General features: G+C 64.7%; 17 protein-coding genes. 14 read left to right on the forward strand and 3 right to left on the reverse strand.

Annotated features, from left to right (window positions below; genetic code table 11):
- Nucleotides 1–166: 166 nt before the first annotated feature.
- On the reverse strand, nucleotides 167–889 hold the full coding sequence (locus tag LB520_RS13200; protein WP_224637778.1) for a hypothetical protein: 723 nt from the start codon (nucleotides 887–889) through the stop codon (nucleotides 167–169).
- Nucleotides 886–1239 (reverse strand): hypothetical protein, encoded by a 354-nt coding sequence (locus tag LB520_RS13205; RefSeq protein WP_224637779.1) that lies wholly within the window; start codon nucleotides 1237–1239, stop codon nucleotides 886–888. The genes LB520_RS13200 and LB520_RS13205 overlap by 4 nt, the downstream gene beginning before the upstream one ends.
- Between LB520_RS13205 and LB520_RS13210 the strand changes: the two genes are divergently transcribed.
- Together LB520_RS13210 and LB520_RS13215 are read left to right on the forward strand one after the other, a co-directional pair.
- Nucleotides 1238–2791 (forward strand): trimethylamine methyltransferase family protein, encoded by a 1554-nt coding sequence (locus LB520_RS13210; protein ID WP_224637780.1) that lies wholly within the window; start codon nucleotides 1238–1240, stop codon nucleotides 2789–2791. The genes LB520_RS13205 and LB520_RS13210 overlap by 2 nt on opposite strands.
- A gap of 141 nt (nucleotides 2792–2932) precedes the next feature.
- Nucleotides 2933–3340 carry a DUF3168 domain-containing protein gene (locus LB520_RS13215; RefSeq protein ID WP_224544169.1) on the forward strand — a complete coding sequence of 136 codons (408 nt, stop codon included), beginning with the start codon at nucleotides 2933–2935 and terminating at the stop codon, nucleotides 3338–3340.
- Between the two features lie 230 nt (nucleotides 3341–3570).
- Here LB520_RS13215 and LB520_RS13220 read toward each other — a convergent pair whose 3' ends face one another.
- Nucleotides 3571–3957, reverse strand: a complete 387-nt coding sequence (locus tag LB520_RS13220) for an ester cyclase (RefSeq protein WP_224637781.1) — start codon at nucleotides 3955–3957, stop codon at nucleotides 3571–3573.
- Nucleotides 3958–4172: 215 nt separating this feature from the next.
- Between LB520_RS13220 and LB520_RS13225 the strand changes: the two genes are divergently transcribed.
- The 12 genes from LB520_RS13225 (at nucleotide 4173) to LB520_RS13280 (ending at nucleotide 15728) form a co-directional block, all read left to right on the forward strand.
- Nucleotides 4173–4472 carry a hypothetical protein gene (locus LB520_RS13225; RefSeq protein WP_095766886.1) on the forward strand — a complete coding sequence of 100 codons (300 nt, stop codon included), beginning with the start codon at nucleotides 4173–4175 and terminating at the stop codon, nucleotides 4470–4472.
- A gap of 64 nt (nucleotides 4473–4536) precedes the next feature.
- Nucleotides 4537–5202 carry a response regulator transcription factor gene (locus LB520_RS13230; RefSeq protein ID WP_041002188.1) on the forward strand — a complete coding sequence of 222 codons (666 nt, stop codon included), beginning with the start codon at nucleotides 4537–4539 and terminating at the stop codon, nucleotides 5200–5202.
- A 22-nt stretch (nucleotides 5203–5224) separates the two neighbouring features.
- Nucleotides 5225–6613, forward strand: a complete 1389-nt coding sequence (locus tag LB520_RS13235; protein WP_224637782.1) for an ATP-binding protein — start codon at nucleotides 5225–5227, stop codon at nucleotides 6611–6613.
- Nucleotides 6610–6753: a hypothetical protein gene (locus LB520_RS13240; protein WP_176476990.1), complete on the forward strand. Its 144-nt coding sequence runs from the start codon at nucleotides 6610–6612 to the stop codon at nucleotides 6751–6753. Before LB520_RS13235 ends, LB520_RS13240 begins: the two co-directional genes overlap by 4 nt.
- Complete coding sequence (locus LB520_RS13245; protein WP_140845770.1) at nucleotides 6750–7187, forward strand: hypothetical protein; 438 nt, start codon at nucleotides 6750–6752, stop codon at nucleotides 7185–7187. Before LB520_RS13240 ends, LB520_RS13245 begins: the two co-directional genes overlap by 4 nt.
- A 129-nt stretch (nucleotides 7188–7316) precedes the next feature.
- Complete coding sequence (gene ccmI / locus LB520_RS13250) at nucleotides 7317–8453, forward strand: c-type cytochrome biogenesis protein CcmI (RefSeq protein WP_224637783.1); 1137 nt, start codon at nucleotides 7317–7319, stop codon at nucleotides 8451–8453.
- Nucleotides 8454–8457: 4 nt separating this feature from the next.
- On the forward strand, nucleotides 8458–8898 hold the full coding sequence (gene ccmE, locus LB520_RS13255) for a cytochrome c maturation protein CcmE (RefSeq protein WP_140845772.1): 441 nt from the start codon (nucleotides 8458–8460) through the stop codon (nucleotides 8896–8898).
- Between the two features lie 65 nt (nucleotides 8899–8963).
- Nucleotides 8964–10949 (forward strand): heme lyase CcmF/NrfE family subunit, encoded by a 1986-nt coding sequence (locus LB520_RS13260; protein ID WP_224637784.1) that lies wholly within the window; start codon nucleotides 8964–8966, stop codon nucleotides 10947–10949.
- Complete coding sequence (locus LB520_RS13265; RefSeq protein WP_224637785.1) at nucleotides 10946–11410, forward strand: cytochrome c-type biogenesis protein; 465 nt, start codon at nucleotides 10946–10948, stop codon at nucleotides 11408–11410. The genes LB520_RS13260 and LB520_RS13265 overlap by 4 nt, the downstream gene beginning before the upstream one ends.
- Before the next feature lie 406 nt (nucleotides 11411–11816).
- Nucleotides 11817–13367, forward strand: coding sequence for a Do family serine endopeptidase (locus LB520_RS13270; RefSeq protein ID WP_224637786.1), 1551 nt, complete (start codon nucleotides 11817–11819; stop codon nucleotides 13365–13367).
- Between the two features lie 199 nt (nucleotides 13368–13566).
- Nucleotides 13567–14241: a response regulator transcription factor gene (locus LB520_RS13275; RefSeq protein WP_140848027.1), complete on the forward strand. Its 675-nt coding sequence runs from the start codon at nucleotides 13567–13569 to the stop codon at nucleotides 14239–14241.
- A gap of 8 nt (nucleotides 14242–14249) precedes the next feature.
- A complete protein-coding gene (locus LB520_RS13280) occupies nucleotides 14250–15728 on the forward strand; it encodes a sensor histidine kinase (RefSeq protein WP_224529848.1) in 1479 nt (492 codons plus the stop codon).
- Nucleotides 15729–15732 lie beyond the last annotated feature (4 nt).

The following is a 15732-nucleotide window of genomic DNA, read 5'->3' on the forward strand; positions in this document are numbered from 1 at the left end:
CGATCGAAATCACCGCGCTGCGATGAATCGCATACGATGCACCGCATCCGCCTCGGTCGGTTCCTGGCCGATGAAGGAGCGCTGATGGGCGGCGAGATGGCTGACGCGCGCCTTGCGGCATCGAGGCGTCTGTCACGCGAGGTTGGCCCATTCTTGCCGCGCAAATTCATAGACTTGCACGATTATGCTCCGGGGTGCTCTCGACCCGTTCATCTGAACGGCCGGCGCCACGGGAGGCAGCTGTGGTGCTTGGAAACCGCACGTCCAGCATATGTTCGACAGCATTCCATCTAGCCTCTTGGTACCGACGAAGGGCGAAGACGCTGACGGCGAATACCAACATGCCAATTCCGGTTGCCGGAACGATACCCAGGACTGCGACGGCTTTCGCCAGCACGCCGGCGAAAACACCTGCGATGACACTGGCGACGACGCTCACCATCCCCGCTGTGCTCATGAATGACTGCCAGTGCGAGGAGCGAAGGGCTTTGCTGACGAGCAATGCCTCGTCGTCGTCATGACGGGAGTGGATCAAGTATTTCTCCACGCCTGGAGCCGCCTCCACGAAATAGTGCCGGATGCGAGCCATGCCACGTGCGAGGACCATGTCCTCGATTGCGACTTGGACCGCCCGAACGAAGGTGACGATACCGATGAAATACAGGCAGGGAAGCAGGATCAGACTGAAAAAAACGAATGGCTGCCCCATGCGCGTTACTTGAGCGACGAATGCCAGCGCGACGGTCGCGCTGGAAACGGCGGTCAGGAAAAGGTCTGCGCGCGAATTGGCTTCCTGGATGGTGGCCGACCGCGCCGTCTGCAACACGAAATGTTCGGTCGTGAGGCATTGCAGGGTTTGATCGCTGGTTTTGTCCTCGCCCGTCGTCATTGGATGCCGTCAACTCGCTGCCTTGAAATGACGCGGCTTTGTGATGGACCTTGAACTGAAACAATCTTTAATTGTTCCAAAATGCATCCGATTCTTCGGAAGGTCGCGAGACGCGGGTGTCCGACGATCGTCGGGTTGAACGAACGGATGGGAACCTCCGCGCCGGCAGGGTGCGTTGCTACAGGGTCGCCAAGAGCGTCGCCCTGGCGTTGCCCGATGACGGTTTCGCCGGGGAGGGGACCGAGCTTTCCGTACACATTGTCGGGGTCGAACGGCCGGCGCGCGTCATCGCGGCCTCGCCCTGCGACGCCGAAGGCCAGGGCGATGCGGCAATGAGGAGAAACCGCCATGATTGAGGAAGCCGCACGCGATCTCAGGCGCGAGCGCCGCCGGGGACGGACCGGGGAGGCCGGCAGCGAGTCGAGCCGCCATCCGAATTATTGGTCGCTGAAGAACCCGTTCCTGCCGCAGCCGATCTTTTCCGACGACCAGGTCGCGGCTATCCACGCTACCGCGCTGCGCGTGCTGGAGGAGCTAGGCATCAAGGTGCTGCTGCCCGAGGCGCGGACGATCTACGGCAAGGCCGGTGCATTGGTCGACGAAGACAGCCAGATGGTCAGGATCGGTCGCGACATGGTCGAAGCCGCGCTCGCCTCGGCGCCGCGCACGATTCCGGCACTCGGCGGCGACCGCTCCCGCGACCTGACGCTCGAGCTCGGCTCGATGACCTTCCTGGCCGGCTCCGGAGCCCCTAATGTCACCGATCTCGAGCGCGGCCGCCGGCCGGGCACGCTCACTGCCTTCGAGGAATTCATCAAGCTGGTCCAGCATTTCGACGTGCTGCATATGCTCGGGCCTTGCGTCGAGCCGCAGGAACTCGACAATCGCTTCCGCCATTATGCCGTCAACCGCGCGCAGCTGACGCTGTCGGACAAGTTCCCCTTCGTCTTCGCGCGCGGCACGCCGCAGGTGGAGGACGGCTTCGAGATGATCCGCCTGGCGCGCGGCCTCTCGCAGGACGAGTTCCGCGCCGGTGCCTATTGCTACACCGTCATCAACACCAACTCGCCGCGCCAGCTGGATATCCCGATGGCGCAAGGCATCGTCGACTTCGCCAAGGCCGGCCAGGTGCTGGTCATCACGCCTTTCTGCCTGGCGGGCGCGATGGCGCCGATCACGGTCGCCGGCGCGCTGACCTTGCAGCATGCCGAGGCGCTCGCCGGATTGACGCTGGCCCAGATCGTGCGGCCTGGCGCGCCGGTGGTCTATGGCTCCTTCTCGTCCAATGTCGACATGAAGTCCGGCGCTCCGGCCTTCGGCACGCCGGAGCACGTCAAGGCGACGCTTGGGGCGGGGCAGCTAGCTCACCACATCGGCCTGCCCTGGCGCTCCGGCGGCGGCAGCGCCGCCAATGTCTCCGATGCGCAGGCCGCGCACGAGACCCAGTTCGCGCTGTGGGGCTCGGTGCTGGCCGGCGCCACCGTCTGCATCCACGCCGCCGGCTGGCTGGAAGGCGGTCTCAGCGTCTCGCTGGAGAAGCTGATCACCGACGTCGAGGCGCTGCAGACGGTCGCCGAGCTTTGCGCCACGACGCCGGGCGACGAGGATGCAATTGGCTTCGAAGCGATTGCCGAAGTGCAGCCCGGAGGTCATTTCTTCTCGGCCACCCACACCATGACGCGCTACCGCAGCGCCTTCTACGAGCCGCTGGTGGCCGACTGGTCGAACTTCGGCAACTGGACGCAGGCTGGCGGCAAGACAGCCACGGAACGCGCGACCGGCATCTGGAAGCGGATTGTCGCCGACTTCCAGCCGCCGGCCACCGCTGCCGCCGCCGCGGGAGTGCTCGACGAGTTCATTGCCAGGCGCACCGAAGAAGGCGGCGCGGCTCCGGTCTCATGATTTGACGAAAACATAATAAATTCTAGACCTTCGCCCTTCACGCTATACTCAAATCGATTTGCGATCTGGCATCGGATCGCGAGCGCGGCTACGCTGCCGGAATTGGCTGCGACGCGGAGACATGTTGGCGATGGACTGTAGATGACGGCGCCTGGCGATTTGATGCAGGCCTTGTTCCTGAGGCTGAAGACCGATGAGTCGCTGTCGGCGCTGCTTGGCGGCGCGGGCCTGCTCGAGCAGGCGAGCGACAAGGCCGCCTTTCCGCACGTCACATATGGCCGCACCAGCGCCTTCGACCTCGAGACCGGCGTCGACAACGACAATGACCAGCTGGTCACCTTGCACGTCTGGTCGAAAGCCCAGGGCGAGGCCGAGACACGCCTCATCATGGACAGCATCAAGGCGAGCCTCGATGGCGCGGCGCTGTCCATTGGCCCGCGCGGCCAGACGCGCCTGTCCCTGGAATTCGCCGAGGCGCGCTATGACGAGGATCTTGCAGTCTATCATGGATTGCTGCGCTTCCGCGCGCTGACCCAGGAAAGTGCATAGGGTGTGTTGAGATTCAGATCAGGCCGAGTCGGAGTCGAAGACGGGCGCGAAGCGACCAAACTGGGTGGCTTCCGAGAACCGGCCTACGCCGGCCGTAGCCTTCATAGAGCGCATACACTTATGAGGGCTTCGGCCGGCGAAGGCCGGCGCGGAGCGTACTTAAAGTACGTGAGCACCGGAGCGCAGGAAGCGGCATTTGCAGGCCAGCCTCACCTGAACATCAACACACCCTAAAGCTGCGCCTGGATCGCGGCCTTGTCGATGACCGACCAGACCTCCCTTATGCGGCTGTCGTGGAATTCGTAGAACACGTTCTCGGCGAAAGAAACCCGCCTGCCGTGGACCGGCAGGCCGAACAGCACGCCTTTGGGATGGCAGTCGAAATGCAGGCGCGCCGCCACGCGCGGCGGCTCCGAGATCAGAAGCTCGACGTTGAAGCGCAGGTCGGGAATGGCCTCGAAATCGTCTTCCAGCATGCGCCGATACCCCGACAGCCCGATCGTCTCGCCATTATACTGAACCTCCTCGCCGACGAACCGGCCGAGATTGCCCCAGTCCTGCTCGTTAAGGCAGGCGATGTAGCCCCGGTAGAGATCGGCAATATCCGCACGCGTCATCGCATCCTCCCATGGCCGTCCGGCGTTTCTACACTAGGTAGCGCGGGGCGCGGAATCGGCAGGCCGAAAAGCGTAGCGGACCGACTTATTTTCCGGCTATGAATTTGCACCCGGGCTTGAGGGAGCGTTGGCGTCCATAGGGGCATGGCGGGCATGGATTTTCGATCGTTCACCGTTCATTTCACGTTCAGCCCATATGCGTTAGAACCGTGATCATGAAAAAGTTTGGCCCTCATCTCCGCAAAGCAGTGCTGGCGCTTGCCGCAGCCGGCCTCTTTGCGTCGCAGGCGATTGCCCTGCCGGTCACCGAGCCGTCGGTCGATCGGCCGGTGGTGCTCGCCGCCAGCGATTGCTACGCCATCGGCCAGCAGGTCGCCGCGCAGAATGGCGGCACGCTGGCCAAGGCCTCGCAGGCGACGCGGGGCGGCCAGCAGGTCTGCGTCATCGTCGTTCTGGTTCCCGGCAAGGAAGGCCAACGTCCCCGCCGCTCGGAAATCGTCGTTCCGATGGGCTGACCCTGTCGTTTCCCAGGCTGGCGGAATCGGCCTATAGGTCTACCCAACAACAGGCTTCAACCCCATGCGCGTGCTCGTCGTCGAGGATGACAAGGATCTCAACCGGCAACTGGCCGACGCGCTGGTCGATGCCGGCTATGTGGTCGACCGCGCCTATGACGGCGAGGAGGGGCACTTCCTCGGCGACACCGAGCCTTACGATGCCGTTGTCCTCGATATCGGCCTGCCGCAGATGGACGGCATCAGCGTCGTCGAGCGCTGGCGCCGCGGCGGCCGCAAGATGCCGGTGCTGATCCTGACCGCGCGCGACCGCTGGAGCGACAAGGTGGCCGGCATCGACGCCGGCGCCGACGATTATGTGACCAAACCCTTCCACATCGAGGAGGTGCTGGCGCGAGTGCGGGCGCTGATCCGCCGCGCGGCCGGCCATGCCTCGTCGGAACTCACCTGCGGGCCGTTGCGCCTGGACACCAAGGCGTCCAAGGCCGACGTCAATGGCGTGCCGCTCAAGCTCACCTCGCACGAGTTCCGGCTGCTCGCCTATCTGATGCACCATATGGGCGAGGTGGTGTCGCGCACCGAGCTGGTCGAGCATCTCTACGATCAGGATTTCGATCGCGATTCCAACACGATAGAAGTGTTTGTCGGCCGGCTTCGCAAGAAGATGGGCATCGACATGATCGAAACCGTGCGTGGCATGGGCTATCGCATGCGTGAGCCGGAGGCGTGACGCGGAACCGCTGAAGCCAACCATGGAAACGCGGCTTTCGAAGCTGCGGCTCTGGCCGCGCTCGCTGACCTTCCGCGTCATCGCCTTTTCCACCATCTGGGCGATCCTGACTCTGGTCGTCATCTTCACCCTCATCACCACGCTTTACCGCCAGGCCAGCGAGCGCGGCTTCGACAGCCTGCTTTCGGCGCATTTGTTCAACCTGATCGGCTCCGTCGGCATTTCCGACAACGGCGCGCTGACCGGCTCGCCTGACCTCGGCGACCTGCGCTTTTCCGAGCCGAATTCCGGCTGGTACTGGTCGGTGGAGCCTGCCTCCGAAGGCGTGCATGGCGAAATCCATTCCTCCTCGATGACGACCTCGCTCCTGTCGCCGAGCGTCGCGGAGGTCCCGTTCAATGCGAACTTCCAGCGCAGCTACTCGATGGAGGGCATCAAGGGCGAGCGGCTCGAAGTGTTCGAGAGCGAGTTCGTGCTCGACGCCAAGAACCGCGCCGCGCGTTTCCGTGTCATGGGCAACCACAGCGAGCTCGAGCAGGAGATTGCGAGCTTCCAGCGTCGCCTGCTCACCTATCTCTCGCTGTTCGGCGTCGGCATGATCGCCATCAATGCCATCGCCATCCTGCTGGGTCTCCAGCCTTTGCGCCGGGTCCGCAATGCGCTCGCCATGGTGCGCGAGGGCACCGCGCAGCGGCTCGACGGCAGCTTCCCGGCCGAGATCGAGCCGCTGGCCAGCGAGACCAATGCGCTGATCGAGAACAACAGGCGCATCGTCGAGCGCTCGCGCACCCAGGTCGGCAACCTTGCCCATTCGCTGAAGACGCCCTTAGCCGTGCTGATCAATGAGGGCCGCGCGCTCGGCGGCGCCAAGGGCCAGTTGATCGTCGAGCAGGCCGCCTCGATGCAGAAGCAGGTCGACCACTATCTGCAGCGCGCCCGCGTCGCCGCGCAGCGCGACAGCGTCGTTTTCCGCACGCCGGTTTCGCCGCTGGTCGAGCGCATGGTGCGCGTGTTGCGGAAACTCGATCCGCAAACCAGGCTGACGCTGTCGCTGCCGCCGGCGGAGATCGTCTTTGCCGGCGAGCGCGAGGATCTGGAGGAATTGCTCGGCAACCTGCTCGACAATGCGATGAAATGGGCAAAGAGCGCCGTTGCCGTTTCGGTCGCGCTTGCACCGGGAATGAGCAACATGTTCGAAATCGTTATAGAGGATGATGGCCCGGGCATTCCCGAGGACAGCGCGCGGGAAGTTTTGAAACGTGGCAAGAGACTCGACGAGACGAAGCCGGGAACAGGGCTCGGGCTGGCCATTGTCGCCGACCTCGTCAACGAGTATGGAGGCTCGCTGGCGCTGGAACGGTCCGGCATGGGCGGCTTGAGGGCGGTGGTGGGATTGCGGAGCCTTCAATGATGTTTTTTATCGATTTGCGAGCAGCGGCCGACGGCCAAATTTCCGACAAATATCAACACTATGGCGATGAAAACGTCCTGATGGCGCGCCCCCAGTCCATCCAGTTCCATCCCGCTGAAGAGAACCGGTTGTCGGCATGAAGATCCGCGTCGCGCTCGTTTCTGCCCTGCTCGCCGTTTCCGGCTGCACGACCCTGGGCAAGGGTGGTCCGACCTCTCCCGTCACGCCTGTTTCCACGCCGCCGACCGGCGGCAAGGTGTCGACCGGCATCGTTTCGGCCATGAATGGCGGGCTTATCGGCGGGTCGATCGGTTCGGGCCTCAGCGATGCCGAAAAGCGCAAGGGCCTGGAAGCGGAATACAAGGCGCTGGAATACAACACCAGCGGCCAGAAGGTGACGTGGAAGAGCGACAACTCCTCGCATTATGGCGAGGTCGTCGCCGCCCAGCCTTACAGGGTCGGCTCGCAGGATTGCCGCCAGTACACCCACACCGTCTATACGAGCGGCGCGGGTGTCACCGCGCGCGGCACCGCCTGCCGCAATGCCGACGGCAGCTGGACGCCGCTGACCTAGAAAGAAACCCGGCCGGCCCCGTTATTCGGTCGGATTGACCTCGATCAAGGTCGGACGGCGCGTCTGCCGTCAAAGCGTCGCAGTACGTCCGTGTTGGCAGGGCAGGGCTCTGCCTTTATTGGAAGGGCCATGCTGTTCTGGGTCATAGCCGCAATCCTCACGCTGGGCGCCAGCCTGGCCGTGCTGTTGCCGCTTACCGGCGGCATGAAAGTCGCGTCGTCGGCCGGCGATCACGATCTCGAAGTCTATCGCGACCAGCTGTCCGAGCTCGACCGCGACATGGCGCGCGGCCTGATCCAGGCCGGGGAGGCCGACGAGGCGCGTGCCGAGATCGGCCGCCGCATCCTGCGTCTGGGCGCGGCCGTGCAGCCGGACGCGGCAATACTCAAGCCTGCGCGCAGCGCCAAGTGGGTCGCCAGCATAGCCGTGCTTGCGGTTCCCCTGCTGAGCTGGGGGCTCTACGGAATGCTCGGCTCTCCCGATCTGCCTTCGCAGCCGCTGGCCGAACGTCTGGCCAAGAACCCGGCCGATGCCTCGGTCGACGAGCTGGTCGCCCGCGCCGAAGCCCATCTCGCCGCCAATCCGTCGGACGGCAAGGGCTGGGACGTGCTGGCTCCGATCTATCTTCGACTGCAGCGCTTTCCCGACGCCGTGACCGCCTATCGCAACGCCATACGCCTCGACGGCGACAGCGCCGTGCGCCAGTCGGGTCTCGGCGAAGCGATCGCGAGCGCTGCCGGCGGCATTGTTTCGGCAGACGCCCAAAAAGCCTTCGAGGCGGCCCTGAAGCTCGATCCGGCCAACGCCAAGGCGAATTTCTATCTGGCGGTGGGCCTGGCACAGGAAGGCAAGAAGGCCGATGCCGTTGCCGCCTGGCAAAAGATGCTCGGCCAGCTCGCGCCTGATTCGCCCTGGCGCAGCGCCGTCCGGCAGGCGCTTGCCGATGCGGGCGGCCCGGCTGTTGCCGATGCAGCGCCGGCCAACGGCCCGGACGCGCAGCAGGTGGAAGCCGCGCAACAGATGTCGCCGCAGGACCGGCAGGCGATGATCGAGACCATGGTCGCCGGTCTCGACGACAAATTGAAGCAGAATCCCCGCGACGAGGAAGGATGGATGCGGCTCATCCGTTCCTATGTCGTACTTGGCAAGGCCGACCAGGCGCGCGACGCGCTCGGCCGCGCTGTCGCCGCCTTTGGTGCCGACAGTGAACAGGCCAAGAAATTCACCGCCTTCGCCGCGTCGCTCGGCGTGACGGCGACGGAGTAAGGCAATGACGCGCAAGCAGAAGCGGATGTCGGTGATCCTGGCGGGGCTGGCCTTCCTCGGCGCCGCCGCCGGCCTCACCTTCTATGCGCTGGGACAGAAGGCCTCCTATTTCTACATGCCGGCCGATCTCGCCACGGCAAGCGTGCCGCCCGGCCAGCGCATCCGGCTCGGCGGTCTCGTCGAGAAGGGCACCATCATGCGCGGGCAGGGCGCCACCGTCGCCTTCTCGGTCACCGACAAGCAGAAATCAGTCAAGGTCACCTATACCGGCATCCTGCCCGATCTGTTCCGCGAGGAGCAGGGCGTCATCACCGAGGGCGCTTTCGGCCCGGACGGCGTCTTCGTTGCCGACAGCGTCTTGGCCAAGCATGACGAGCGCTACATGCCCAAGGAAGTCGCCGACGGCCTGAAGGCCAAGGGCGTTTGGCAGGAAAGCACGAACTGATGAGCAGGTTCCGTAAAAGTGCCATGCGGTTTTGCGATCAGAACCTGCGAGAGAACAGGTAACCAATGGTCGAGACCGGACATTTCGCGCTTGTGCTCGCCTTCGCGCTGTCCCTGGTGCAGATGCTGGTGCCGCTGGTCGGCGCCCGCACCGGCAACCAGCGGCTGATGGCGGTGGGTGGTCCGGTCACGGTCACCGGCTTCGCATTGACCGCGCTGTCCTTCGCCGCTCTTGCAAGCGCCTATGCCGGCTCGGACTTCTCGGTGGCGAGCGTGTGGGAGAACTCCCATTCGCTGCAGCCGATGATCTACAAAATCACCGGCACCTGGGGAAACCACGAAGGCTCGATGCTGCTTTGGGTGCTGATCTTGACCTTCTTCGGAGCGCTCGTCGCCGTCTTCGGCAACAATCTGCCGTCAACGCTCAAGGCCAATGTGCTGGCCGTGCAAGGCATGATTGGCGCCGCATTCTTCCTGTTCATCCTGGCGACGTCCAACCCGTTCATCCGCCTCAATCCGGCGCCGATCGAGGGCCGCGACCTCAATCCGATCCTGCAGGACCTCGGCCTCGCCATCCACCCGCCGATGCTTTACCTCGGCTATGTCGGCTTCTCGATCTGCTTCTCTTTCTCGGTCGCGGCGCTGATCGAGGGGCGCATCGACGCCTCCTGGGCACGCTGGGTGCGGCCCTGGACGCTGGTCGCCTGGATGTTTTTGACCGGCGGCATCGCCATGGGTTCCTACTGGGCTTATTACGAGCTCGGCTGGGGTGGCTTCTGGTTCTGGGACCCGGTCGAGAACGCTTCCTTCATGCCCTGGCTCGCCGGCACCGCGCTGCTCCATTCGGCCATCGTCATGGAGAAGCGCTCGGCGCTGAAGATCTGGACACTGCTCTTGGCTATCCTGACCTTCTCGCTGTCGCTGCTCGGCACCTTCCTGGTGCGTTCCGGCGTGCTGACCTCCGTGCACGCCTTCGCCACCGATCCGGCGCGCGGCGTCTTCATCCTGTGCATCCTGACGCTGTTCATCGGCGGCTCGCTGGCGCTGTTTGCGCTGCGCGCCTCGCGGCTGACGGCGGGCGGCCTGTTCCATCCGATCTCGCGTGAGGGCGCGCTGGTGCTGAACAACCTGTTCCTCACCACCGCCACGGCAACGGTGTTGGTCGGCACGCTCTACCCGCTGGCGCTGGAGGCGCTGACCGGCGGCAAGATCTCGGTCGGCGCGCCGTTCTTCGATCTGACCTTTGGCCCGCTGATGCTGCCGCTATTGGCGATCGTCCCGTTCGGCCCCTTGCTCGCCTGGAAGCGCGGCGACGTCATTGCCGCCTCGCAGCGGCTGATGGCGGCCTTCGCTTTGGCGATCGCCGCGATGCTCGTCACCGGCCTGTTCATCGACGGCGCCTCGGTCTTCGCAGCGCTCGGCGTCGGTCTTGCCGTCTGGCTGGTCGTCGGCGCGCTGACCGATCTTGCCGTCAAATCCGGTTTCGGCGCCGTGCCGCCGGCAATCATGCTGCGGCGCTTCGCCGGCCTGCCGCGCTCCGTCTTCGGCACGGCATTGGCCCATCTCGGCCTCGGGCTGACGTTGCTCGGCATCGTCGGCACGCTCTGCTTCGGCACGGAGAAAATCCTCAGCATGCATCCCGGCGAGACGGTGGAACTCTCCGGCCACACGCTGCGCTTCGAAGGGCTCTCCCCGCGGAAAGGTCCGAACTTCACCGAGGATCGCGGCCGCTTCCTGCTGATGGGCGCCGACGGCAACGCCGATGGCATGATTACCTCCGCAAAACGCTTCTATCCGGTGCGCCAGACGGTGACGACGGAGTCCGGCATCAGGACGATCGGCTTGAGCCAACTTTATCTGTCGCTCGGCGACGAGAACAATGACGGCTCCGTCGTCGTGCGCCTCTGGTGGAAGCCGCTGGTGACGCTGATCTGGGGCGGCGGGCTGGTGATGATGGCGGGCGCAGCCATGTCGCTGCTCGACCGTCGCCTGCGCATCGGCGCGCCGGCAAAGCGGCGCAAGCCTGCGATAGCGGCAGCGGCCTCGCCATGAACGCAAGATTTTCGCTCGCCTCGCTGGTCCTGCTGCTGGCGCTGTTCTTCGCCGGCGCCGCACAGGCGGTGAAGCCTGACGAGGTGCTGCAGGATCCCGCATTGGAGGTGAGGGCGCGGGCGCTGTCCGAAGGCCTGCGCTGCATGGTCTGCCAGAACCAGTCGATCGACGAATCCGACGCCGATCTTGCTCGCGACCTGCGCATCCTCGTGCGCCAGCGCCTCGTCGCCGGCGACACCGACCAGCAGGTGATGGACTATATCGTCTCGCGCTATGGCGAGTTCGTGCTCTTGAAGCCGCGCTTCAGCCTGCGCAACGCGCTTTTGTGGGGCACCCCGGTGTTTCTGCTTCTGGCCGGCGGCCTGTTCATCGTGCTCAGCGCCCGCTCGCGCCGAACTGTGCCGGACAGCACCCTGAGCGCCGAGGAACAGGCGGCGCTGGATAAGATGCTAAGCGACTAACATGAATTGCGGACCTCGGAGGTTGGCCGAGACCCCTGTGTCGTCGTCATCCACGGGCGAAGCAAGGAGCGAAGCGACGCGCGCAGACCCGAGGATCCATTCCGTGACTTCGAAGCGTCGCGGCCGTCCAGAATTTCTGCTCTGCTGCAACCCTCGCGCGAGGTAACGGCATGATTCCAGGATCTCCGCGACGGAGCTTCGCTCCTGCTTCGCCCTGGAATGACGAAGTCTCGGGTGCTTCCGCAAGCCCTCCAAGCGCGGCATGCCTGTGGTCATCGTCGCCAATCCCCAACATTACAAAACTTTCATGTACCGGAAATGGCGCCGTAATGTGCGGCTCTCTAATCCTCTTGCCCGAGGATGCTTCGCCTGAGTGCATCCACGTCGATAGAGGATAGGAAACCCCATGAATAATGCCCCCAATTCATTTGCCTCCACCCGCAAGCGCCTGATGGCGGCTGCAGCGTCCATGGCCGTTATCGGTGCGGTCGGCGCGGGCGCGCTTGCCACCGGCACCGCCCCCGTGCTGGCCGATGCCGTGCGCGTCGAAGCCCCGCAGGTGCCGAGCTTCGCCGATGTCGTTGAGCATGTCTCGCCGGCGGTCGTCAGCGTCAAGGTCAAGGCCAAGATCCAGCCGACGGCCGACGATGGTTCCGACGACCGGGACGGTTTCGACAACCTGCCCGACAATCCGCAGCTGCGCCGCTTCTTCAAGGAATTCCGTGGCTTCGGTGACCAGGGTGGCCAGTTCGGCATGCGCCGCTTCGACCACCGCGACCATGGCAATGGCCAGCCGCGTCCGATCGCTCAGGGCTCGGGCTTCTTCATCTCCGAGGACGGCTATCTCGTCACCAACAACCACGTCGTGTCGGAAGGCTCGGATTTCAGCGTCGTCACCAATGACGGCAAGGAGCTCGACGCCAAGCTGATCGGCACCGATCCGCGCACCGATCTCGCCGTGCTCAAGGTCGATGGCGGCGGCAATAAGTTCACCTACGTCGACTTCGCCGATGATTCCAAGGTCCGCATCGGCGACTGGGTGGTCGCCGTCGGCAATCCGTTCGGCCTGGGCGGCACCGTCACCGCGGGCATCGTCTCGGCCCGCGGCCGCGACATCGGGGCGGGCCCTTATGACGACTTCATCCAGATCGACGCTTCGGTCAACCGCGGCAATTCGGGCGGTCCGACCTTCAATCTCAACGGCCAGGTGATCGGCATCAACACCGCCATCTTCTCGCCGTCGGGCGGCAGCGTCGGCATCGCCTTCGACATCCCGGCCTCGACCGCCAAGCAGGTGGTCCAGGACCTGATGAAGAGCGGCTCGGTCCAGCGCGGCTGGCTCGGCGTCGAGATCCAGCCGGTCACCTCCGATATCGCCGAGTCGCTCGGCCTGAAGTCGGAAAAGGGCGCGCTGGTCTCGAGCGCCCAGGATGGCGGGCCGGGCAAGAAGGCGGGTATCGTCGCGGGCGACGTGATCACCAAGGTCGACGGCAAGGATGTCGCCTCGCCGAAGGAGCTCGCCCGCATGATCGGTGCATTCGCGCCGGGCAAACCGGTCGATGTCACCGTCTGGCGCAACGGCAAGGACGAGACGGTCAAGGTCGATCTCGGCACGCTGCCGGCAAGCGACAAGCAGGCCTCGAACGACGACAGCAACAAGCAGTCGGCGCCGGCGGCCAAGGCCGACACGCTTGCCGATCTCGGCCTGACCGTCACCAAGGCGGAAAAAGGCAAGGGCCTCGTGGTCACCGACGTCGATCCCGACAGCGACGCGGCCGACCGCGGCATCCAGCCCGGCGACGTCATCACCTCGATCAATTCGAACGACGTGAACACCACCGACGACGTGTCCAAGGCGATGACGGATGCCGCCAAGGCCGGCCGCAAGGCCGTGCTGATGCAGATCACCCGTGACGACTCGAACCGCTTCGTGGCGCTGCCGGTCGGCAAGGGCTGACATCGACTTTCAGCTTCCCCATGGCGGTATCAACACCCCCGAGCCGCCATGGGGAAACATGGGGCCGAGCACGTAAGTCAGTCACCGTGTTTCGCTCCTGGCGGCAGCGGGTTTCCCATCACCCGCTGCCGTTTTAACTTGAAGGCAAGACGATATGACTGCCCCTCAATCTTCCAATGAAATCGCGTATAACGGCTCCATGAAGATTCTCGTCATGGAAGACGATCGCGAGGCGGCGGACTACTTGCAGAAAGCCTTCGCCGAGGCGGGCCACACCGCCCATGTCGCCGGCGACGGCGAGACCGGCTTCGCGCTCGCCGATGCCGGCGACTATGACGTGATGGTGGTCGACCGCCTGATGCCGCGCCGTGACGGCTTGTCGGTGATCGCCGCGCTTCGCTCGCGCGGCAACACCACGCCGGTGCTGATCCTTTCGGCGCTGGGCGAGGTCGACGACCGCGTCACGGGTTTACGCGCCGGCGGCGACGATTACCTCACCAAGCCCTACGCCTTTTCCGAATTGCTCGCCCGCGTCGAGGTGCTGAACCGCCGCGCCAGCGCGCGCGAGGCCGAGACGGTCTACCGCGTTGGCGATCTCGAGCTCGACCGGCTGTCGCATTCGGTCAAGCGCGCCGGCCGCGAGATCACGCTGCAGCCGCGCGAGTTCCGCCTGCTCGAATATCTGATGCGCCATGCCGGCCAGGTGGTGACGCGCACCATGCTTCTGGAAAATGTCTGGGACTATCATTTCGATCCGCAGACCAACGTCATCGATGTCCACGTCTCGCGCCTACGCGGCAAGATCGAAAAAGGCTTCGACAAGCCGATTCTGCACACGATCCGCGGCGCCGGCTACATGCTGAAAGGCGGCTAGAACCCGTTATGGCATTGTCCCTGCCGGCCATCATGAAGACGACGGCGGCCCGGCTTTCGGCGCTTTATCTTCTGCTTTTCGCGCTCTGCGCGGTGCTGCTCGTCCTCTACATGACGTCGCTGTCGGCGCGCATGCTGACCGCGCAGACGCAGGAGACCATCAACGACGAGGTGCTGGGCCTGGCCCGCGCCTATCAGCGCGGCGGCCTGCCGGTGCTGGTGCGCGTCGTCGAGGCCCGCTCGCGCCAGCCCGGCGCCAATCTCTATCTGATCGCCGACGCCAACGGCCAGATCTTGACCGGCAATGTGCAGAGCCTGGAGCCCGGGGTCATCGAGACCGAGGGCTGGACGACGGACCCGTTTTCCTACCAGCGCTTCGGCGAGGGCGAGCTCGATCGGCTGCGCAGCGGCGGTTCGGACCAGACCACGCCTCCGGCCAACGAGGGCAACACTCCACAATCGACAGGTGAGAAGGGGCACAACGCCATCGCGCTGGTGCTGAGGCTGCCTAACCAGATGATCATGCTGGTCGGCCGCGACCTCGGCGAGCCCGAGCGCTTCCGCGCCGTCATCAGCCGCGCGTTGACCCTGGCGCTTGGCATGATGGGTTTGGGCGGCATCCTGATCTGGTTCTTTGTCGGGCGCGCCGCGCTGAAGCGCATCGACAGCGTCTCGGACGCCAGCCGCCGCATCATGGGGGGCGATTTGTCCGGACGGCTGCCGGTCACCGGCGCCGGCGACGAATTCGACCGCCTGTCCGAAAACCTCAATTCGATGCTGGCCAGGATCGCCATGTTGAACGAGGGGCTGAAGCAGGTCTCCGACAACATCGCCCATGATCTGAAGACGCCGCTGACCAGGCTGCGCAACCGCGCCGAGGCGACGCTCGCCGGCAGGCACAAGACGGAGGAGTACCGCCAGGCGCTTGAAGGTACGATCGCGGAGTCCGACCAGCTCATCAAGACGTTCAACGCCATCCTGATGATCTCGCGCCTGGAGGCCGGCTACTCCTCGGAACAGACCGGTCCCGTCGATCTCGCCGCCACGGTGAGCGATGTCGTCGAGCTTTACGAGCCGGTGGCGGAGGAGGCGGGGGTTGCCCTGGAAACGACCGTGTCCGAGGCCTTCACGATCAACGGTAATCGCGAGCTGATCGGCCAGGCGTTGTCCAACATCGTCGACAACGCCATCAAATACTCGACCGACGCTGCCGAGGCGCCGAAAGTACGGGTGGTGCTGGAGCGCGCCGGCAACGAGATCAAGCTTGCCGTCACCGACAATGGCCACGGCATTCCGGACGACGCCGATCGCGCCCGCGCCACCGAGCGCTTCGTGCGCCTGGAAAAGAGCCGCTCGCAACCGGGCTCGGGCCTCGGCCTCAGCCTCGCCAAGGCAATCATGACTTTCCACAACGGCAGGCTTGATCTTTTACCCGCCAATCCCGGATTGTCCGTGGTCATGAGTTTCCCGTTGCGGGAGACGCATTGACAGC

This window comes from Mesorhizobium sp. CA12 (assembly GCF_020165255.1).
Classification (GTDB): Bacteria; Pseudomonadota; Alphaproteobacteria; order Rhizobiales; family Rhizobiaceae; genus Mesorhizobium.